This is a genomic window from Acidimicrobiales bacterium (assembly GCA_041394245.1).
GTDB lineage: Bacteria > Actinomycetota > Acidimicrobiia > Acidimicrobiales > Aldehydirespiratoraceae > JAJRXC01.
Map to the genome: position 1 here is coordinate 1,381,851 of JAWKIR010000002.1, position 18,332 is coordinate 1,400,182.

Consider the following 18,332-nt stretch of genomic DNA (forward strand, 5'->3'; position numbering starts at 1 on the left):
CTGGATTGTCCATGTCATCGCGTCCATGTTCATGTGCAGATCGTCCACCCTTGACGGCCGAGTCGACCTCCACGACAGTGGACCCGTGAGCGCAGCCACGATCAATCCCCCACCATCGGCGGACCCCCTCGGCGAGATCCTGCACATGCTCCGGCTGACCGGCACCCTCTACTGTCGGGCCGACTTCACCGCGCCGTGGGGCGTCGATCTCCCGGAGTTCGACGACGCCATGGTCTTCGAGATCGTGACCGAGGGCAGCTGCTGGCTCGAGATCGACGGGTCGGAACCGCGCCGGTTGGAGCAGGGCAGCCTCACCCTGATCCCGCATGGCACTCCCCACCGCGTGCGCAGCGACCTCGACGCGACGGCCATCGAGCTCTTCGACCTGCCGGTCGTCGCCCACAGCGAACGATACGAGTCCGTCAGCTTCGGCGGGGGTGGCGCGGCGACGCAGATCACCTGCGGCGTGGTGCGCCTCGACCACGCCATCGCCCATCAGCTCGTCGCCCAACTCCCCTCACTGATCCACATCGACGCCTGGCGCGACGACGACTCGAGCTGGCTGCACCACACGCTGCGGTTCATCACACGCGAGGCACGCGAGCTCCGCCCGGGCGGCGACACGGTCATCACCCGACTCGCCGACATCCTCGTGATCCAGGCCATCCGGGCATGGATCGACTCGTCCCCCTCGGCCGAGACCGGGTGGCTCGCGGCGCTGCGCGACCCTCGCATCGGCCCGGCCCTCCAGCTCATCCACGAGCAGCCGGACCAGGCCTGGACGGTAGCGTCGCTCGCGCGGGCCAGCGCGATGTCGCGGTCGGCGTTCTCGGCCCGCTTCACCCGCATCGTCGGCGTCTCGGCGATGACCTATCTGGCCGATTGGCGCATGCACCGGGCCCGGGAACAGCTTCGGGACACCACCGACCCGGTTGCGGCCATCGCCGCACGCGTCGGTTACCAGTCGGAGGCGTCGTTCTGCCGAGCGTACAAGCGCACCTTCGGCACGAGTCCGGGGCACACCCGCAGGGACGCGGGCTGATCGATCGCCGAGGCTCGCCGTCGCCACGACCCACGGGACTACGGCTCCGCCGCTTCGTCGCGGTAGGACGGGTTGGCCACCGCGAGCTTGTCGAGGGTGGTGGCCCACAGCAGCTCGGCCAGCTCGACCCGGCGGTCGTCGAGGTCACCGCGGGTGATGGCCGCGCTCAGCTCCTGTTCGGAGTCGACACCGAGCGCCGCGAGCCGGGCCGCGTGGGCCGCCGCGTCGGTCGGCAGGGCGGCGATCTCGCGGGCCGCGATCGACAGAGCGTTGACCGCGACTCGCACGAGGAACCGGTCCCGGCCCTCGGCTCGGGGACCGAGGTCGTCGCGGAGGTAGTCGCGTACGGCTTCCACCAACTCCTGCGCGTCGGGGACGTCGTGGGGCCAGTTCGTGCGGGGCGCCGGCTCGGTCATGCGGCCTCGCGCAACTCGGGTAGCAGGAGCAGCATGACGTCGTACTCGGTCTCGACGACCCGTCGCCCGATCGTCGCCTGCTCGACCGAACGCGAGCTTCCCCTCCGGTGCTCGCCACCCATGAACATGGTGATGACACCCCAGCGCAGCGAGGCGAGGACCTCCCACCACCTCAGTTCGGCGGGCGGGATCTCGAACCCGCCGGCCGCGGCGTAGCGCTCGAGCAGTTCGACCCGGGTGCCGAGACCCCCCACCTCGCCGGGGCCCCGGAACCGCCACGCCCGGGCGACGAGCCAGCCCAGATCCTCAACGGGGTCGCCGAGGTGGGTGAGCTCCCAGTCGAGCACGGCGGTGATCCCGTACGGGCCGACGAGGAAGTTGCCCATGCGGAAGTCGCCGTGAACCAGCCGGGGCGGGCGCGGGTCGGGGCGGTGTTCGTCGAGCCACCGGAACGCCAGGTCGAACACCGGGTGCGGGTCGCCGATCATCTCGTAGGTGGCGCGTTGGGCCGCCACCGGGTCGGCGATCGTCGGCACGCGTCCCTCGAGCGGCGAGGGGTCGAGCGCGTGGATGGCGACGAGCTCGCGGGCGCAGTCGGCGACGAAACGTTCCCGGGCCACGGCGAACTCGTCGTCGCGGAGGATCTTGCGGGCGATCGACTCGCCCTCGAGCCTGCGGGTGATCGTGAACTGGGCCCCGATCGGGTGATCGTCGCCCGACGACGACGCGACGATCTCGGGCACGGTGACCCCACCCGCGCTCGCGTGGCGGAGCACGGCGGGTTCGTCGGCCCCGGTGCCGGGTGCGGCCGCGAACCGCGACCGTTGCAGGATCAGCGGCTCGCCGTCGGCGGTGAACGCCCACGTTTCGCGGCTGGCGCCGGCCGACAGCCGCTTCAGGTCGGAGATCGTGGCGCCGAGCTCGGCGCCGAGCGCACCGGCGAGCTCGTCGCTCACGTGGCGATGTCGGCGCCGACCGGGGTTCCGTCGACGATCTGATCGAGGTACTCGCTCATGCCCATGCCCTTGCGGCCGTTGCACTCGTAGCGGGTCATCGCCTCGGTGATGCGGGTGTGGAGCTGCTCGCCGTCGGGGGTCGTGCGCCGGTTGCGCAACGGGATCATGGAGATGACCTCGCCGGTGACCTCGTATTCCTTGTGGTCGGTCCTCGCCCAGCAGCGCATGCCCGTCTGGTAGTGGTTGTCGTCCCAGTCGGACTCGATGCGACAGTCGCGGATGTGGTGGTACTCACCGTCCTCCAGCACCATGCCGCCGTAGCGGGTCTTGTCGCCGTTGTCGGTGATCGAGAGCATCATCGCGAAGTCGGGCCCGAAGATCATGGGGAGCCAGCGGTACCAGCTGACGGCCTGCCAGTAGCGGGGGCCCCACGACTTGTCGCGCAGCCCGAGGCCGTCGAGCTCGATGATCTCGTCGCCCACCCGGATCGTGCCCTTCACCGCGGTGTGCTGCTCGTAGTGGGCCTTGGCGAAGCTGTTCTCGGCGTCGACCTCGATCGGCGTGCCGTCCTCGTACTGGGGCAGGCCGCCGTACATGGGCGACACGCCGGTCACGTCGAGGCGGACCTCGCACTCGACGAACGGATTCGTCTTGAACGCTTCCCGCGGGTTGGCCATCTGCTCGGGTTCCTCGAGCAGACACACCTTGCCGTCGTAGTTGATCTCGAGGTGCTCGAACGGGGTGACGACCTTGATCTCGAGGCCGCCGGCCCTCATCTCGTCGTTGTTGTCGATCTCGGGGCGGCCGTAGAGGAACGCCACCCGGCCGCCGGGGAGGTAGATGCAGACGGTCATCTCCGCGTAGCCCTCGTTGACCCGGTTGCCGATGCGGAACCACGCACCGACCTCGCGTTCGAGGTCGAAGCCGTTGAGGTACATCGACTCGTTGTAGTTGGGCACCGGATCGGGCTCGTGCGTGTATTCGTCCTCGGGATGCAAGACGGTGACGATCTTCTTGTCGGCCATGGGAACTCCTGGGTCAGCCGCGACCCTAGTTCTCGGCCTGCGACTGCTCCCATTGTTCGCGGGTGTAGACGAACTCCCCACCATGATCGAACGGCAGGTTGCCGAGGTCGACGGCATCGATCTGCTCGAATTGGAACGCATTGGCCGCGATCTGATCGATAATCCTCCCCGACCACGTGGACGTGCCGAGGTTGTCGATCGGTGAGACGGAGAAGTCCCATCCCCAATCGATGGTCAACACGCCGTCGTTGATCTCGACCGTGGTCTGCGCGCCTCGGAGTTCGACGGGGATCGCACTCTCGAGTCCGTTCCACGGATCGCCGAGACTCCGCCGGATGACGGCCTCGATCGGGTCGCCCGGGCTGAAGATCGTCGGCACCGGCACCAGCTCAGGCTCCTGGTCCGCGCTCGTCCGGCAGTACAGCCACACGTCGTGCACCGCATTCGGCGTGTCCGGGTCGGGCGAATCCGGCCCCGGACAGTCGGTCCGCGTTGCTGCCGCGAAGTCGGGATTCTCGCGGCGGGCGAGTTCCCGGCCGAGGCGAAGCGCCAGCGTGACGTTCTCCTGCTCGCTGCCACCGGTGACGGTGAAACCGGCGGTGACGGGATCCTCGTCGGCACAGCCGGGCAGCTGCACCCACGCCTCGACTGCGTCGTCTCGGTACCAGAGCATCACCGGTCCCTCGGCCACCGTGCGTTCCCCGACGAGGTCCCGCACGCCGCCGACCGGATTCGAATACACGACCGTCGACTCCGGCGACTCCCACTGCACGTGGAATCCGCCCTGCTCGAACGCCGGCCGTACTTCGCCACCCGGTGCCGCTGCCTCGCCGAATGCCTCGCCGTCGGTGCCGAGGAGTTCGACCAGGTCGGGCACCCCAGGACAGGTGACCGGGGAGGAGATCTCCTCGGACACCCAGAAGCGTCCGACCACCGTGTCCCGGGTGCTCGACGAGCTCAACCGATAGGCGCCAGGCGGCAACGCGGGAGCCCGGAGGTCGACCGTGTTCCCCGCCCGCGCCCCGGCGGTGAACGTCGTGAAATCGACCACGAACCGCCACGCCCCGGCCTCGTACCGGTAGAGGGCGAGAGTGGGGGTCACCACCGCCGAGGACACCGTCACGGTCGCGTTCATTCTCGACCCGCCCGTGCCCGTCACTACCGGGGTGACGATCAGCCGGTCGGTGCCGAGCTCCGGCGCCGGTGCGGCGACGGCCGACACCGCGTCGGACACCTCGAAGACTGCGGTTGCGACCTCCTCTCCCGATGCGACGCCATCGGCGATGTCCATGTCCTTCCGAAGCCGATACCACCCTTCGTCGAGCCCGGACAAGCGGACGTACTCGGCCGGCCCGACCCCGGTCGAATCGATGTTGAGCCCGATGCGAGGACTTCCCCTGTCCGCGTCGTCGCCGAACTCACCCCAACAGTCCCCGCTGTCGAGACACGAGTTCAGGAAGCTCTCGCCCACCCACCCCTCGCCGTCCCAGCGGTCGACGAAGGTCATCACGGTGTAGGGGAGATCGGTGGGCGGTCCGGTAACGGCGAAGACCACGTCGGCGCGGTCCGAGCTCACGAGTGAGGTCGACATCCAGATCCGGTGAGCACCGGTCTCCGACGGCGGCGCGGCCTCGATGCTCGACGTCGTTGTGGAATTCGCTGTCGTCGTGGTCGACGTCGGCGCCGCGCTCGTGCTCGAACTCGCCACCACGTCAGTCGGCCCAGATTCGGAGCCGTCGTCGTTCAGCGCCCAGATGGCCCCAACGATGAGGACCGCGCTGGCCGCGACTGCCGCCAACCACGGCGTTCGAGACGAGGTCGTGTTCTCCGACTGAGAAAGCGTCTCCGCGGAGACGTCCGGGATTGCGTCGGCGATTGCGTCGAGGTCGCGGCGAATGCGCGCTTCGAAGTCGGATTCGTCAGTCATCACCAAGCTCCTTGCGAAGAGAGTCGATTCCTCGATGGACAAGCGACGACACCGTGCCTGGCCGGCAGCCCATGGCCTCGGCGATCTCATCGGTCGACAGGTCACCCCAGTAGCGCAGGACCACCGCCACCCGTCGCCGTTCGGGGAGCCGCCGCAGCGCGTCCCAGAGCTCCACCGCCGAGTCGTCGATGTGAGCCGAGACGGGCAGCGGGAGCCGCGGCGCTCGTCGACGGCGCCGCAGCCGCGAGCGGGCCTCGTTGACGACCGCGGTGCGGAGGTACGCGCCCGGCCGGTCGGCGTCGGCCAGTCGGGGCAACACGTCGGCCCACGCCGACTGCACCACGTCCTCGGCCGTTTCGATCGAGCCCGTCATGAGGAACGCCAGACGCACGAGACCGACCCGTTCCGACGCATACAACGCCTCGACCTCTGGTTCGGTCATCACCGGCGCCGATTCTTCCATCACCACCTCGTCCATCAGACACAACGACGCACGAGCACCGTGGTTTCTTGCACCCCTAGGCTCGCAACATGCTCGAACCGTTGCCCGAAGACTGGACCAGGGCGCTCGCCGTGGTCGCCCATCCCGACGACATGGAGTACGGCGCGGCCAGTGCGGTGGCCCGCTGGACGGACCAGGGGAAGTGGGTCGGCTACTGCCTGGTGACCGCGGGGGAGGCCGGGATCGCCGGGATGGAACCGGCCGAGGCGACACGACTCCGGCGGGCGGAGCAGGAGGCGTCGTGCGCGGCGGTCGGCGTCGACGACCTGCGCTATCTCGGCCACCCCGACGGACTGGTCGAGAACGACCTGGCGCTGCGGCGAGATCTGGCCGAGGTGATCCGGGCGACGAAGCCCGACGTCCTCGTGAGCATCAACCACCGAGACTCCTGGGGCGGGCCGTCGTGGAACCACGTCGACCATCGCAACGTGGGTCGGGCCCTGCTCGACGCGGCGCGCGACGCGGGGAACGAATGGCTGTTCCCCGACGCCGGTCCGGCCTGGCCGGGGGTCCGGTTCGTGGCGTTCGGTGCGTCGCCGGAATCCGGGCATTGCGTCGACGTGACCGACACCATCGACCGGGGGGTCGCGTCGCTCGCCTGCCATCGCGTCTACCTCGACGCGCTCGACGACCCGCCCGATCCGGATGCCTTCCTGCGCGGCGCGGCCGAGCGCACGGGCGCGAACTCCCCCTTCGACCTCGCCGTCGCCTTCGAGGTCGTCTTCGTCTGAGAGTCGATGCCCGCACCCCCTCGCCGTTGGTCGGGGACTCGAATCTGTGATCGACGCGCCATGGCGTGTGGTCGCATCCTCGCCGACCCCGCAACCCCTTTCCCCGGGTTCGACGGGGATGACGACGAGCAGCTCATCGCCCGGCTGCAGCCGGCGGTCGACCTCGTGGAGGCTTCGTCGCAGGGCCTCCGGGGTCTCGTCGACCTTCTGCGCTCGAGAGGGGTGAGTTGGGCTCGAATCGGTGTGGGCCTCGGCATGAGCCGTCAGGCCGCATGGGAGCGATTCGGCTGATCGCTCGGGCTCGCCCGGTTGACCGCTACGGAGCGACCGGCGCGACCGCGCTGACCGCGACCAGACCGCCTTCTGCATCGAAGGCCACGACACTCCAGGTCATCGGTTCGTGCAACAACGCGGTCTGGTTCGCCTCGACCCGGTCACCGCCGCCGAGACGCGTGCTGGTGTCGGACCCGCTCCACGCCCAGTACGGCCTGCCCTCGCCATCGTGCACGAAGAGCTGGTATCCGGTCGCCCCTTCGACGGGATCCCAGGCGAGTGTCGGGTGCGGTCCACCTTCGGTCGCCGAATGGAGCGTGATCTCGCCCACCCCTCCGGCGATCAGTGCCGCCCGGAGATCGCCGGAACCGGCGCCATTCTCGGCGAGTGTCGTCGGCGGCTCGGATTCACCACTCGTGACTACGGGATCGGTCGGCGTGGTCGATGGCGCGGGTGCGCCACCACCGCCGTCGTCGCCACAGGCCGCCAACCCGACGGCCACGAGGCACACGATGCCGAGGACGCGACCGAGGAGCATCATCCCGCCTCCATTGCCGTCTGCGCCTGGGCCGCCAGGTCGTCGTAGCCCAGGTCCTCGGCGATCAGGGCCAGGTAGGTCAGGCCTGTCGCGTCGTTCTCGTCGCTCGCGTCGGCGATGCGTTGTTCGAGCAGCGTGCGGGCCGCAGCCTCGAGATCGGGGTTCCCGCCCTCGGCGCCGCTTCCGAGAAGGCCGGCGCGGACGGCCATCCCCAGCACGAGACTCACTCGGTGGGCCGGGATGTCGGAGTCGGCGAACAAGACGTCGAGCAAGCGTCGGACCTGAGCGGCAACCAGCGATCGGTAGAACTCGAGCCCACATCCCTCGGTGCGGTCGAGCTGGGCACCGATTCGCTCGGCATCCGCGATCGCGGCCTCCAGGTCGGCGAAGGCGGCGGTGAGGATCACTCGCCCCGACTCGAGGTCGTCGATCGTCAGGCCCACCTCGGCCTGCAACGTGCCCAGGGCATCGAAGAACGCTCCGGGGTCGGCCGCGCCGGTCGCATCGCGGCGGAGTGCCCACCACTCCACGTCCTGGCTGACCGGGATGCCGGGGTCGGGGCGACCCGTGCCTTCGAGCCGCTCGCACGTCGCGACCAACAGCTCGACCTCACCGCCCCCTCGGACGTCGGGGATGGGCGTGCCGTTGCTGATCACACTGGTCAGCTCGAACCGGGGCCGCGTATCGGGGCCGGTCACCGCGCCTGCGATCTGCGTGCCGACCGTCGACCACTGGAACGTCCCTTCGAGCGATCCACCCGCCGAGACGAACGCGAAGTCACCCGCCGTCTCGTAGGTGTTCCCGGTGAGTCCGACGCCGATGAAGGAGATCGCGCCGACCCACTCGCCCTCGACGGCACGGAGCTCGTCGGACTGGGCGGCGGCTCCCGTCGTCGACGCGACGAGCGCAACCGCGGCCACCGCCGCTGCCGTCCGGATCCTCGTTCTCACGCCTGGATCATAGACCCTGGTGCCGGACCGATCCCGGCCGAGGTTCGCACACGCGAGTCGTGAGACGAGTGGGGACCGCAGGACTCACGTCCAGCTTCGTGGTCGCCGCTCGAGGCATGTGCCGCATGCGGGGATGCCCGATCGGAACGTGCCGCTACCGGACCGGCCCGCGGGACCGACGAGACGAGCGGCAGGAAGGTCCCCAATCGACAGATGGGGAAACCGATCGGCCAACATTGACCCCGACACCTCAGGAGGAGTGCAGAACCGATGAGCCGACATGTCCAAGTTACTTTCGATGCCCACGACCCACGAACGCTGTCATCGTTCTGGGCCGAAGTGCTGGGCTACGTCCACCCCGGCCCGCCGGGAGTCGACCTCCCGGAGGACGCTGACCCGCTCGCGGCGTGGGACGATTTTCTGGCGAGCGTCGGTGTGCCCGAGAGCGAGCGCAACACGAGATCGGCCATCGAGGACCCTGACGGTCACGGACCGCGACTCTTCTTCCAGCAGGTGCCAGAGGGCAAGGTGGCGAAGAACCGCGTCCACCTTGATGTACGTGCAGCTCCCGGACTGAGCGGAGATCAGCGAATGGCAGCACTCGAGACAGAGTGCCTCCGCCTCGTCGCGATCGGGGCCACGCGGCTGCGTCGGGAGGAGCCTGCCCCGCCGATGAGCGCCGGATTCATTGTGATGGCTGATCCAGAAGGAAACGAGTTCTGCCTCGACTGACCATTCTCTCGCTTGAGGCTCGACGGCAGGCACGGCTCGAGATCGGCGGCGCGGACGCAGAGGATCAAGTTCATCGTTCACGCCATGGCGGCCCGACCCGCCTTCCTGGGGACCTGATGCCCAAGTCGATCCAAGAGATCCTCGACCACGCCCGCGAGTTCGCCCAGCGCTTCGAGAACTACGAGCCCAAACCCGGCGACGAGCGTCCCGGCGAGGAACTGCTGCTTCAACGAGCCGCTCTCGCGCTGGGGTTCGCCAGTCGATGGGTGGCGACATGCGTCGGTCTGCTCGACCGGGCGGCGCCGGGTGGATGTTTCGGGCAGGCTTGGAGCGAGACACAGACAAGACTGCTCACCGGCGACAGCTGGATCGTCGACGGCAACGGAGCGCGTTTTCGAGCGCTCATCATATGGGATACCATATGGGTCATGGCTCGACGTGAAGTACTCGTGCAACTCGACGATGACCTCGTCGAACAACTCGACGCACTGGCCGCCGATCTCGGCACCAACCGTTCAGAGCTGATGCGACGCGGCGCCCAAGCGGTGCTCGACGCCGAGCGGCTCGCAACAGCCGACCGGGAACTCCGAGCGGCGTACCGCCGCGTGCCAGCCGATCCAGCGCTGGTTCAGTCGGCCAGACGACTTGCGGCCGAGACCACTCCGGCGTGGTAGATCGCAACGACATCTACTGGGCCGATCTCGGACCGCCCGCCGGTCGTCGGCCAGTCTGCGTGCTGACCCGCGCCGCAGCGATCGAGGTGCTCACGGCCGTCACCTGTGCACCGATCACCCGCACCATCCGGGGTATCCGATCAGAAGTCGAGCTCGGCCCCGAGCACGGACTCCCCGAGGCGTGTGTCATCAGCTGCGACAACGTCATCACCATCCCGCTCAACGACCTCGACGACGAACCCGTTGGCCACCTCGACGAGATCACCCGAGCCCGCCTGGACCAGGCGCTGCGCTACGCACTGGACATCGTGTACTGAGCCAGGATGGGACCGCGATTTCCGAGCGGTCCGCCGAGCGCAAGGGTGCCGCGATGTGCGGTCACCGCGCCTTCTGGGCGCCAGCGGCGACAGCGCGGCTCGACCGGCGGTCGACCGACACGGTCCGCGCGTGGGCGTACCGGCGACGCCGACCACCCACAGGTTCCCTCGTGCGGGTTCGGACTCGTCGCCGAGGTAGACACCGGCGAGGAGGGTGAAGGTGTCGGGCTCGGTTTGGTGGTCGGGACCGTAGCCGGCGATGTGGCCGCCTCGCGGTTGGTGGTCCCAGCCGTAGATGCTGGTCGCGACCTGGATGTGATCGAATGCGCGATCGATCGACAGCGGCGCCACCAGTTCCGACGCGAGCGCCAACAGGCCGCCGTCACGCAATACCCGGTCGCATTCGGGCAGCAGGCTGGGGTGCTCGAAGTAGTGATGGAACCAAACCTTGCCCTCGGGCGCGGGCTGGCGAGCGATGAGGTCGTCGAGCTCGCTATCGAGGCGGGTGAGATCTTCCTCGGTGACCGCACCGGGAACCACGATGTAGCCGTCGCGGCCGAAGGCCCTCAGCTGATCATCACCCAGCACCGACTCATCGTCAACGCCGCCATCGGATCAGTCGGGGTCGAGCTGCGCCGCGAGCGACTTGGGAGCAGTCATCCGGTACGCCTCGACGAGGCTGAGTTCGATGTGATCCCAGTCGACGTCGTCGGTGTCCAGCCAGATCCCGAACCATCCTTTGGGACCGGTGTAACTCGGCAGAAAGTAGTGCACGGGATCGGCGTCGACCTTGGCTTCGTTGACGCCAGGGGGAGCCTTGCAGGTGATCGCGACGCGGCCATCGCCATGGTGGTCGTCGAGGTACCAAGCGAACCGCTTCTTGCGGATCGAAGCACCGAGATGTTGATCGCGTTCGCCTCCGGCCTCGGTCTGAACCTCTGGCAATGTGTCGAGGATCTGCCGGATCCGCGCTCGGGTGTCGGCCACGTCGACCATTGTTCCACCGGCCACTACCTGCTGTCCCGAGTCGTGAAAGGAAACGCGGACGCGACGAGACCGGCGTGATCCGCAACGCCGAGCTGATGGTTGGCGACGTAGACGCGACTCATGACCGGCTGTTTGCTGCTGGCGTGGAACTCGATCCGCCCCACACCCCCGACCACAGCGTCAAGGAGAACACCGTCACCGATCCCGAAGGCCACGGCTGGGTTTCGTGCAACGACTGCGTTGATCCGAAGCTGCTCCCTCCACCGCGGAGTCGACCAACCTCACCAACCTCGTGCTGGCGTGCTGCCGGTTTCACCACGACATCCACCCCGGGCCAGTCGATCCTGCAAAGATCCGGCGACCAATGGGCGATCGTCGCCCGGGTGGACCGGCGCCCGCGAGCGATCCCGGCCGCGACGCACATGCTCGACCGGGCGTCGTTGCGCGCCGCAGGTCGACTACTCGTCGGCTCCCTTGGCGAAGACGGCGCGGAGGTCCTCGAGTCCGCCGGGCAGTTCGATCGGCGGATCGGGAAGCTGCACGGCACCCCGGGCCGAGAGCCATTCGTGGATCGAGTCCTCGTCGTCACTCCACGAGCGAGGGTCGCCCATCATCACCTCGTAGGCCTCCATACCCTCGGGGCCGGCCACGAACGGGCCGAACGAGGCGCCGAGCGGCAGCTCGATGTGACCGCCGGGCCCGAGCTCGACATCACCACAGGTGAGATGGCCCTTGAGCACGGTGAGGGTGTGGGGACTCCAGTGGCCGTGGTGGCGCACGATCATCCCGGGATCCCAGCGGGCGAAGAGGGCCAGATACAGCGGCTCGACCGAGAACGCCACCCACTTCTCCCACACGTGCGACTCGGTGCCGTCGGCATTGCGCTGGCTCCGAACCGGGATGAAGGGGATGCCGTCGTCGGTGTCGTGGACGTTGGTGAACTTGGGCTCGAGGCCCTCGATCCGCGGGGTGTTGGTCATCCCGATTGTCTAGCGATCCGACCCCGGGTGTGCGATTCTCCCCGCCATGGATCGACGTCGATTTCTACAAGCCGGAGTGTTCACCGCAGGTGGGACCGCCGCGATTCCGCTCCTCACGACCGCCGCCGGCGCCCAGGCTGCCGGCATCAGCCCCTACGGATCGATCGAGGGGCGCACTCCGGACGAGAACGGCATGATCCTGCCCGAGGGGTTCACCTCCCGGGTCGTCGCCGTCGCCGGTGAACCGGTCGGCGACACCGATTTCGAGTGGCACATCTTTCCCGACGGCGCTGCCGTGTTCGGGCAGGACGACGGCGGCTGGATCCACACCGTCAACAGCGAGGTGTTCGTTCCCGGTGCGGCCGGCGTCAGCGCCATCCGCTACGACGCCGACGGCAACATCGTCGACGCCTACGAGGTCCTGCGCGGCAGCAACGCCAACTGCGGCGGTGGGCCGACCCCATGGGGCACGTTCCTGTCCGGCGAAGAGGACTACGCCGGTGGCCTCGGCGTGCTGTGGGAATGCGACCCGACCAGCGAGATCGACGCGGTCGCACTCGAGGCGATGGGCCGCTTCATCCACGAGGCCGCGGCCGTCGACCCGGTCCGGGAGCACGTCTTCCAGACCGAAGACATGCCCGACGGGCGCCTCTACCGCTTCACGCCCGACACCTATCCCAACCTTTCCTCGGGTCTGCTCGAGGTGTGCGCGGTGGCCGAGGATGGATCGGTTTCGTGGCTCGAGGTGCCCGATCCGTCCGCTACGGAGACGCCCACCCGGCAGCAGGTTCCCGAGTCGACGCCCTTCGCGGGCGGCGAGGGCATCTGGTACTTCGACGACTGGATCTTCTTCTCGACGAAATACGACAACAAGATCCACGGCATCGACCTGGCCAACCAGACCTATGCAGTGCTCTACGAGGCGAACGCCGACGACGTCGCAGCCGGCACCGCGGTGCTGTCCGGCGTCGACAACCTGACGGTCGACGAGGGCACGGGCGACATCTTCGTCGCCGAGGACGGCGGCAACATGGAGGTGGTGATCATCACGCCCGACGGCGAGGTCGCACCGTTCGCCCGTCTCGTCGACCAGGAGCAGTCCGAGATCACCGGGCCGGTCTTCAACCCACGACGTGACCGTCTCTATTTCTCCAGCCAGCGGGGTCCGTCGTCGCGCACGATCGTCGACATCAACCCGGCAGTCGAGAGCACCGACAACTGGGGTGGCGTGACCTACGAGGTCACCGGCCCATTTCGCGGCATCGTCGAGGCGCCGCCCGAGACCACGACCACCACCGAGGCCGCGACCGACGACACGACGAGCACCACCGCCGCACCCGAGACCACCACCACACCGGCCCCGACGGACACCATCGTCAACATCACCGACCGCGGGGGCGACGACGACGGCACCGTCACCGGCCTCATCATCGGCGCTGGCGCCGCAGCCGTGATCGCGGTCGGCGCCGGGGTCATCGGACTCCGCCGCCGGAAGGAATCCTGATTGTCAGGGCCCGCCGGGCCCCGACGCTCAGCGCCAGACCCGCGCGAGCAGCGCCATCTCGACTGCGACATGGGCGGCATCGGCACCCACATTGTGTCCAGAGGAATTGTGACCGGCGCCGACCTCGCTGCGCGCGAGGGCCTGCTCGATGTTCTCGGTCGCCAACACGCCGAATCCGATCGGGATGCCCGTCGAGATCTGCACGTCCTGGAGGCCCCGAGCGCACTCCTCCGACACGAGGTCGTAGTGGGTGGTCTCCCCGCGGATGACGGCACCGATGGCCACGATGGCGTCGACGCGGCCCGAAGCCGCCAGTGTGCGCGCCGCGAAGGGAATCTCGAACGCGCCCGGCACCTCGACCACCTCGTGAACCGCGACACCGCATCCGGCCAGTGCCCGATCGACACCGTCGGCGAGTCGGTCGATGATCTCCGGGTTCCAGCGGGTGCGGATCAGCACGACCCGCAGACCCGACCCATCGAGCTCGGCGGTCGGGCCCACGTCTTTCTCAGCCATGCCGGCACCGTACCGGCCCGAGGCCCGGCAATGGACGAACTGCGAAGCCGATGAAACAGTTCCGACCGTGACCTCCGACCTGTTCTCCATGACCGACCGCACCTGTCTCGTGACGGGAGGATCGAAGGGGCTCGGTCGCCACATGACCGAGGCGTTCCTCGGGGCGGGCGCCCACCGCGTCTACATCACCGCCCGCAACGCCGACGTGGTGCAGTCCACGGCCCACGAGCTGACCGCGGCCCACCCCGGCGAGTGCATCGCCCTCCCCGGCGACCTCTCCACCATGGCCGACGTCGAGCAACTGGTCGCCACGATCAGCGAACGCGAAGACCACCTCGACGTGCTCGTGAACAACGCCGGCAGGGGCTGGCTCGCCCCGCTCGGCGAGTTTCCCGAACGGGGCTGGGACAAGGTGATGGACCTCAACGTCAAGGCCCCTTTCTTCCTGACCCAGGCCCTCGTCCCTCTCCTCACCGCCCGGGCCACGCCCGAGCAGTCGAGCAGCATCATCAACATCGGGTCGATCGCAGGACTCACAGCGAATCCCAGCAACACCTACAGCTACGACGTCTCAAAGGCCGGCATCCACATGATGACCCGCAACCTCGCGTTCACCCTCGCGGCGCGCCACGTGCGGGTCAACGCCATCGCGCCGGGCCGCTTCCACTCCGACATGACGGAGTACGCCAAGGCCGACCCGGCCGCTTACGAGGCCGAGCTGCGGATGATCCCGATGCATCGCTGGGGCGACGCCGACGACATCAAGGGGGTCGCCCTCCTGCTCGCGACCCGGGCCGGCGCCTTCATCACGGGCCAGATCATCCCGGTCGACGGCGGAACCACCCTCGTCGCCTGACCGTTCCTTCGGTCGAGATCAGACCAGGTCGACCCACGCGCCGTGGGGGTGGGTGAACCCGAGGAACTCACGCGTCGTCGGCCGGCCGGCCCCGCCCGTCACCAGGGTCATCACGCTGACTTCGCCGGCGTCGGGCGGCGGCTCGGGAACCTCGATGCCCGGCACGATCCCCGCCATCTCCATGGCGAGCCAGGCCACCGGCCGGTCCGCCTCGACGATGGTGGCCTCGAGCGCCCGACGCTGCTCCTCGTCGAAGTAGAACACCACCCAGGTCGTGATCACGAGCACCGCGAGGTCGGTGGGCGCGTCGCCCAGGGCGGCGCGGAGCCCGTCGACGGCATCGGCTCGCACCAGCGGCGGCGGATCGGCTCGAACCTCGGCGATGGCGGCCCGCAATCGGGTGAGGCGGTCGGGATGGTCCGGCCAGACGAGCGACTCGAGCCAGCGGGCCTCGTCGTCGTCGGTCACGTCGATCGGGTTGCGGTCGATCCCCCGTCGCCAGGCGATCTCGGCCGGCGCGGCGATCGGCGCCGCCCCCCGGCACTCGGCGGTCAGGCGTAGTCGGGCGTCGGTCGGGCCGAGCACGGTGTCGCCGACCTCGATCCGGTAGCGATCGAGCAGGAGGTTGAGCCCCGCGCTGCAGCCCACGTCGACGAGGGCCAGCCGGGACCCCGAGCGCTGGGCGACGAGGTTGACCAGCGGCGCGATGGCTGCGGTCCGGTTGACCTCGTTGGTCTGGACGTAGCGGGTCGCCAGCAAGGCGGCGATCTCGTCGCGGTGTGCCCCGACGAAGTCGCAGAACAGAGCGCCGATGTCGCCACGAAAGCCCGGCTCGTAGGCAGTGGCGAGCGGATGATCCGCCCCCTGGAGAAGGAGGAATCGCGCGGCGGCATGGAGGTTGTTCGGCACGTGGGCCTCCGGCGGTGCGGCCGCGACCAGCGCCATCACGTCGGGATCGTCCGCCGCAGCCCGCACCATCGCCTCGTAGAGCGGCGCGTAGCCCTTCAGGGAGTAGTCGGCGAACGAGTGCCACCACTCGGACAGCGCGGCCGTCATCGCCCCGGCCCCAGCACGCGGTCGGTGTAGGAGTTGGCGAACCGACCCGCAGGGTCGAGCTCGGCCCGCGCCGACTGGAAGGCGTCCCACTCGCCGTAGCGGGGCGCGAGCGTCGTGTGGTTCTGGAAGTGGAGCTTGCCCCAGTGCGGACGGCCGTCGTAGTCGTTCATGATCTGCTCGATCCCCTGGAAGTAGGTCTCGTAGCTGCCGCCCTTGTGGACGTGGGCGGCGATCCATGCGCTGTCGCGGCCGTGCGCGGTCGACAGCGGGATGTCGTCGGCGGCCGACACTCGCACCTCGATCGGGAAGAAGATCGGTTCGCTGCCGCTCTTCACGAGATCACGGACCCGGCGCATCGCCTCGGGCAGGGCCTCGCGGGGGATGCCGTATTCCATCTCGTAGAACCGCACCCATCGGGGGCTTGCGAAGATGCGGTGGCTGGCATCGATCAGATCGCGACCGGAGACGCCGGAGTCGACGAGCTTCGCGATGCGCGGCGCCGCACCCGGGAATCGGGCGCCGACCCTGGTGACCAGGCCGAACGCGATGTTCTCGGCGATGATCTTGTCGCGGATGTAGGACAAGCGGGGTTGGGGCCGCCTGGCTTCGGTGGTGCGGTTGTTGCGCTTGACCTGGCAGCGCCGGGCCCCCGGCATCCAGAAGAACTCGAAGTGATCGTTGGTCGACCAGTTCTCCTCGAACCCGTCGAGCACGTCGTCGAGCACCTCGATCGTCTCGACCGCGTGGAGGTCGAACGCGGGTACGCACTGGAGCGTCACCCTGGTGACGATCCCGAGCGCGCCGACGCCGACGCGGGCGACCCGGAGCAACTCCGGACGCTCGGTCTCGTCGCACCAGATCCGGTTGCCGGCGCCGTCGACGATCTCCATGCCGACGATCGTCGTGGCGAGATTGCCGAGCATCGCCCCCGTGCCGTGGGTCGCCGTGGCGATCGCCCCGGCGATCGACTGGTAGGCGATGTCGCCGAGGTTCGGCATCGCGAGCCCGGCACCGTCGAGGACGGCGTTGAGGTCCTTGAGGCGCATCCCCGCGCCGACGGTGACCCGCCTCCGTTCGAGGTCGATCGTCTCGACGTCGGCCACGCCGTCGAGCGACATCAGCACGCCGTCGGTCATCGCCGCGGCCGTGAACGAGTGGCCGGCGCCGACCGCCTTGACCCGCATTCCGGTCTCGGCGGCACGGGCCACCGCGGTCGCGACCTCGTCGGCCGAACCCGGGGAGGACATCTCGGCGGGCAGACAGACCTGGTTGCCGGCCCAGTTCCGGAACGTGTTGCTCACCTTGCTCACCAGTGCCTCAGATCGATCGCCCAACGGTCGACGACGGCGTCGCCGTCGACCACCCACATGACCTCGTGCCGGGCCACCGTCGGATCGAGATGGCCCGGTTGGAGTCGCACCCGGTCCCCGACCCGCAACCGACCGTCGGGATCGAGCAGGGTGGTGTGCTCGTCGGAGCAGAAGAAGAGATCGCCGTCGGGCCAGGTCGGGTTGCCGTGGTCCATGCCGAACGCCTTGAGGCCCGCATCGACCACCGCCCACCCGTCGGCGTTGACCGAGATGACCGTGGCCATGACGGTGACGGCGATCTCGAAGGGCGAGTCGAGCTTCGCGTAGTCGGTGTCGAGCAGGCAGTACGAGCCGGCCTGGATCTCGGTGGCCCACGTGTTGACCGCGTAGGTGCCGGTGCCGCCGGCCGAGACGACGTCGCCCCCGACGTCGGCCGCGGCCCGCAGCAGCAGCGCCATCGACGCCTCGACCGCGTCGGCCTTCGTGTCGGCCGACGCCATCATCAGGTGCCCCTCGTAGCCCATCACCCCACGCACGACGAGCCCGGCGGCCCGGGCCGCGTCGGCCAGGGCGCCGGCGCGGTCGGGGGAGACACCGCACCGCGGCATCCCGACGTTGACATCGATCAACACCTCGGGGATCCGCCCGTGCACCGCGGCATCGATGGTCTCGGCCGAGTCGACGGCGACGGTGATGCGATGACCCGCCTCGACCAGCGGCGTCAACCGGGCGAGATCGAGCGACTGGTTCGCCAGCAGGAGATCGGTCCCCATGCCCGCCCGCGCCATTCCCTCCACCTCCCGCACGGTCGCCGCGCAGAAGTTGGTGTGACCGGCCTCGACCAGCGCCGCGGCGAGTGCCGTCGACTTGAAGGCCTTGACGTGGGGGCGCAGCTGGGCGCCGGGGCGGGCCGCCGCCATCGCGGCGACGTTGGCCGCGAACGTCGACCGCTCCACCAGCAGGCTCGGCGTGGGCAGGTCGTGCAGACGGGCGGGATCCGGCATTGCCGGAGCTTAGGTCCCCCGTCGGGCCGGGTCGTA

22 protein-coding genes are annotated in these 18,332 nt (G+C 69.0%); 10 read left to right on the plus strand and 12 right to left on the minus strand.

Annotated features, from left to right (window positions below; translation table 11 throughout):
• The first annotated feature begins 85 nt into the window (after positions 1–85).
• On the plus strand, positions 86–1,042 hold the full coding sequence (locus tag R2707_07005) for an AraC family transcriptional regulator (protein MEZ5244826.1): 957 nt from the start codon (positions 86–88) through the stop codon (positions 1,040–1,042).
• A gap of 38 nt (positions 1,043–1,080) precedes the next feature.
• On the opposite strand, the gene R2707_07010 is transcribed toward R2707_07005, so the two are convergent.
• From R2707_07010 to R2707_07025, 4 genes are read right to left on the minus strand one after another with little or no spacing between them, the layout of a single operon-like run.
• Positions 1,081–1,458, minus strand: coding sequence for a DUF6285 domain-containing protein (locus tag R2707_07010; GenBank protein ID MEZ5244827.1), 378 nt, complete (start codon positions 1,456–1,458; stop codon positions 1,081–1,083).
• Positions 1,455–2,414 carry a phosphotransferase family protein gene (locus R2707_07015; GenBank protein ID MEZ5244828.1) on the minus strand — a complete coding sequence of 320 codons (960 nt, stop codon included), beginning with the start codon at positions 2,412–2,414 and terminating at the stop codon, positions 1,455–1,457. Before R2707_07015 ends, R2707_07010 begins: the two co-directional genes overlap by 4 nt.
• On the minus strand, positions 2,411–3,439 hold the full coding sequence (locus R2707_07020) for a hypothetical protein (protein MEZ5244829.1): 1,029 nt from the start codon (positions 3,437–3,439) through the stop codon (positions 2,411–2,413). Before R2707_07020 ends, R2707_07015 begins: the two co-directional genes overlap by 4 nt.
• Positions 3,440–3,464: 25 nt before the next feature.
• The gene (locus tag R2707_07025; GenBank protein ID MEZ5244830.1) at positions 3,465–5,030 is read right to left on the minus strand and encodes a hypothetical protein; all 1,566 of its coding nucleotides are present in this window, start codon (positions 5,028–5,030) and stop codon (positions 3,465–3,467) included.
• A gap of 43 nt (positions 5,031–5,073) precedes the next feature.
• On the opposite strand from R2707_07025, the gene R2707_07030 reads away from it, so the two are divergent.
• A complete protein-coding gene (locus R2707_07030; GenBank protein MEZ5244831.1) occupies positions 5,074–5,274 on the plus strand; it encodes a hypothetical protein in 201 nt (66 codons plus the stop codon).
• Between the two features lie 84 nt (positions 5,275–5,358).
• Here the strand turns inward: R2707_07030 and R2707_07035 are convergent, their stop codons facing one another.
• On the minus strand, positions 5,359–5,829 hold the full coding sequence (locus tag R2707_07035; GenBank protein MEZ5244832.1) for a sigma-70 family RNA polymerase sigma factor: 471 nt from the start codon (positions 5,827–5,829) through the stop codon (positions 5,359–5,361).
• A gap of 68 nt (positions 5,830–5,897) precedes the next feature.
• On the opposite strand from R2707_07035, the gene R2707_07040 reads away from it, so the two are divergent.
• Positions 5,898–6,599, plus strand: a complete 702-nt coding sequence (locus R2707_07040) for a PIG-L deacetylase family protein (protein MEZ5244833.1) — start codon at positions 5,898–5,900, stop codon at positions 6,597–6,599.
• Between the two features lie 60 nt (positions 6,600–6,659).
• Positions 6,660–6,890, plus strand: coding sequence for a hypothetical protein (locus R2707_07045; GenBank protein MEZ5244834.1), 231 nt, complete (start codon positions 6,660–6,662; stop codon positions 6,888–6,890).
• A gap of 25 nt (positions 6,891–6,915) precedes the next feature.
• Here the strand turns inward: R2707_07045 and R2707_07050 are convergent, their stop codons facing one another.
• Positions 6,916–7,413, minus strand: a complete 498-nt coding sequence (locus tag R2707_07050; GenBank protein ID MEZ5244835.1) for a hypothetical protein — start codon at positions 7,411–7,413, stop codon at positions 6,916–6,918.
• Positions 7,410–8,360, minus strand: a complete 951-nt coding sequence (locus R2707_07055) for a hypothetical protein (GenBank protein ID MEZ5244836.1) — start codon at positions 8,358–8,360, stop codon at positions 7,410–7,412. The genes R2707_07050 and R2707_07055 overlap by 4 nt, the downstream gene beginning before the upstream one ends.
• A gap of 270 nt (positions 8,361–8,630) precedes the next feature.
• Here R2707_07055 and R2707_07060 point away from each other — a divergent pair, with 270 nt between their 5' ends.
• The 4 genes from R2707_07060 (at position 8,631) to R2707_07075 (ending at position 11,148) form a co-directional block, all read left to right on the plus strand.
• The gene (locus tag R2707_07060; protein ID MEZ5244837.1) at positions 8,631–9,092 is read left to right on the plus strand and encodes a VOC family protein; all 462 of its coding nucleotides are present in this window, start codon (positions 8,631–8,633) and stop codon (positions 9,090–9,092) included.
• A gap of 116 nt (positions 9,093–9,208) precedes the next feature.
• A complete protein-coding gene (locus R2707_07065; GenBank protein MEZ5244838.1) occupies positions 9,209–9,766 on the plus strand; it encodes a ribbon-helix-helix domain-containing protein in 558 nt (185 codons plus the stop codon).
• Positions 9,760–10,083 (plus strand): type II toxin-antitoxin system PemK/MazF family toxin, encoded by a 324-nt coding sequence (locus R2707_07070; protein ID MEZ5244839.1) that lies wholly within the window; start codon positions 9,760–9,762, stop codon positions 10,081–10,083. Before R2707_07065 ends, R2707_07070 begins: the two co-directional genes overlap by 7 nt.
• Positions 10,084–10,344: 261 nt before the next feature.
• Positions 10,345–11,148: a hypothetical protein gene (locus R2707_07075; protein MEZ5244840.1), complete on the plus strand. Its 804-nt coding sequence runs from the start codon at positions 10,345–10,347 to the stop codon at positions 11,146–11,148.
• Positions 11,149–11,528: 380 nt separating this feature from the next.
• Here R2707_07075 and R2707_07080 read toward each other — a convergent pair whose 3' ends face one another.
• Positions 11,529–12,050 carry a hypothetical protein gene (locus R2707_07080; protein MEZ5244841.1) on the minus strand — a complete coding sequence of 174 codons (522 nt, stop codon included), beginning with the start codon at positions 12,048–12,050 and terminating at the stop codon, positions 11,529–11,531.
• A 46-nt stretch (positions 12,051–12,096) separates the two neighbouring features.
• On the opposite strand from R2707_07080, the gene R2707_07085 reads away from it, so the two are divergent.
• A complete protein-coding gene (locus tag R2707_07085) occupies positions 12,097–13,554 on the plus strand; it encodes a DUF839 domain-containing protein (GenBank protein ID MEZ5244842.1) in 1,458 nt (485 codons plus the stop codon).
• 27 nt (positions 13,555–13,581) lie between these two features.
• On the opposite strand, the gene ribH is transcribed toward R2707_07085, so the two are convergent.
• Positions 13,582–14,070, minus strand: a complete 489-nt coding sequence (ribH, locus tag R2707_07090; GenBank protein MEZ5244843.1) for a 6,7-dimethyl-8-ribityllumazine synthase — start codon at positions 14,068–14,070, stop codon at positions 13,582–13,584.
• Between the two features lie 67 nt (positions 14,071–14,137).
• Here ribH and R2707_07095 point away from each other — a divergent pair, with 67 nt between their 5' ends.
• Positions 14,138–14,926, plus strand: coding sequence for an SDR family oxidoreductase (locus tag R2707_07095; protein ID MEZ5244844.1), 789 nt, complete (start codon positions 14,138–14,140; stop codon positions 14,924–14,926).
• An 18-nt stretch (positions 14,927–14,944) separates the two neighbouring features.
• Here R2707_07095 and R2707_07100 read toward each other — a convergent pair whose 3' ends face one another.
• From R2707_07100 to R2707_07110, 3 genes are read right to left on the minus strand one after another with little or no spacing between them, the layout of a single operon-like run.
• A complete protein-coding gene (locus R2707_07100; GenBank protein ID MEZ5244845.1) occupies positions 14,945–15,982 on the minus strand; it encodes a DUF2332 domain-containing protein in 1,038 nt (345 codons plus the stop codon).
• The gene (locus R2707_07105) at positions 15,979–17,292 is read right to left on the minus strand and encodes a D-arabinono-1,4-lactone oxidase (protein MEZ5244846.1); all 1,314 of its coding nucleotides are present in this window, start codon (positions 17,290–17,292) and stop codon (positions 15,979–15,981) included. Before R2707_07105 ends, R2707_07100 begins: the two co-directional genes overlap by 4 nt.
• On the minus strand, positions 17,289–18,296 hold the full coding sequence (locus tag R2707_07110) for an alanine racemase (protein ID MEZ5244847.1): 1,008 nt from the start codon (positions 18,294–18,296) through the stop codon (positions 17,289–17,291). Before R2707_07110 ends, R2707_07105 begins: the two co-directional genes overlap by 4 nt.
• Positions 18,297–18,332: the final 36 nt, after the last annotated feature.

What these genes read in the sequence shown, in the direction of transcription:
- R2707_07010 (MEZ5244827.1), bottom strand. Translation starts at nt 1,458, where the DNA reads ATGACCGAGCCGGCGCCCCGCACGAACTGGCCCCACGACGTCCCCGAC.
- R2707_07020 (MEZ5244829.1), bottom strand. Translation starts at nt 3,439, where the DNA reads ATGGCCGACAAGAAGATCGTCACCGTCTTGCATCCCGAGGACGAATAC.
- R2707_07025 (MEZ5244830.1), bottom strand. Translation starts at nt 5,030, where the DNA reads ATGTCGACCTCACTCGTGAGCTCGGACCGCGCCGACGTGGTCTTCGCC.
- R2707_07030 (MEZ5244831.1), top strand. Translation starts at nt 5,074, where the DNA reads ATGCTCGACGTCGTTGTGGAATTCGCTGTCGTCGTGGTCGACGTCGGC.
- R2707_07035 (MEZ5244832.1), bottom strand. Translation starts at nt 5,829, where the DNA reads ATGGAAGAATCGGCGCCGGTGATGACCGAACCAGAGGTCGAGGCGTTG.
- R2707_07040 (MEZ5244833.1), top strand. Translation starts at nt 5,898, where the DNA reads ATGCTCGAACCGTTGCCCGAAGACTGGACCAGGGCGCTCGCCGTGGTC.
- R2707_07045 (MEZ5244834.1), top strand. Translation starts at nt 6,660, where the DNA reads ATGGCGTGTGGTCGCATCCTCGCCGACCCCGCAACCCCTTTCCCCGGG.
- R2707_07050 (MEZ5244835.1), bottom strand. Translation starts at nt 7,413, where the DNA reads ATGATGCTCCTCGGTCGCGTCCTCGGCATCGTGTGCCTCGTGGCCGTC.
- R2707_07060 (MEZ5244837.1), top strand. Translation starts at nt 8,631, where the DNA reads ATGAGCCGACATGTCCAAGTTACTTTCGATGCCCACGACCCACGAACG.
- R2707_07065 (MEZ5244838.1), top strand. Translation starts at nt 9,209, where the DNA reads ATGCCCAAGTCGATCCAAGAGATCCTCGACCACGCCCGCGAGTTCGCC.
- R2707_07080 (MEZ5244841.1), bottom strand. Translation starts at nt 12,050, where the DNA reads ATGACCAACACCCCGCGGATCGAGGGCCTCGAGCCCAAGTTCACCAAC.
- R2707_07085 (MEZ5244842.1), top strand. Translation starts at nt 12,097, where the DNA reads ATGGATCGACGTCGATTTCTACAAGCCGGAGTGTTCACCGCAGGTGGG.
- ribH (MEZ5244843.1), bottom strand. Translation starts at nt 14,070, where the DNA reads ATGGCTGAGAAAGACGTGGGCCCGACCGCCGAGCTCGATGGGTCGGGT.
- R2707_07100 (MEZ5244845.1), bottom strand. Translation starts at nt 15,982, where the DNA reads ATGACGGCCGCGCTGTCCGAGTGGTGGCACTCGTTCGCCGACTACTCC.
- R2707_07110 (MEZ5244847.1), bottom strand. Translation starts at nt 18,296, where the DNA reads ATGCCGGATCCCGCCCGTCTGCACGACCTGCCCACGCCGAGCCTGCTG.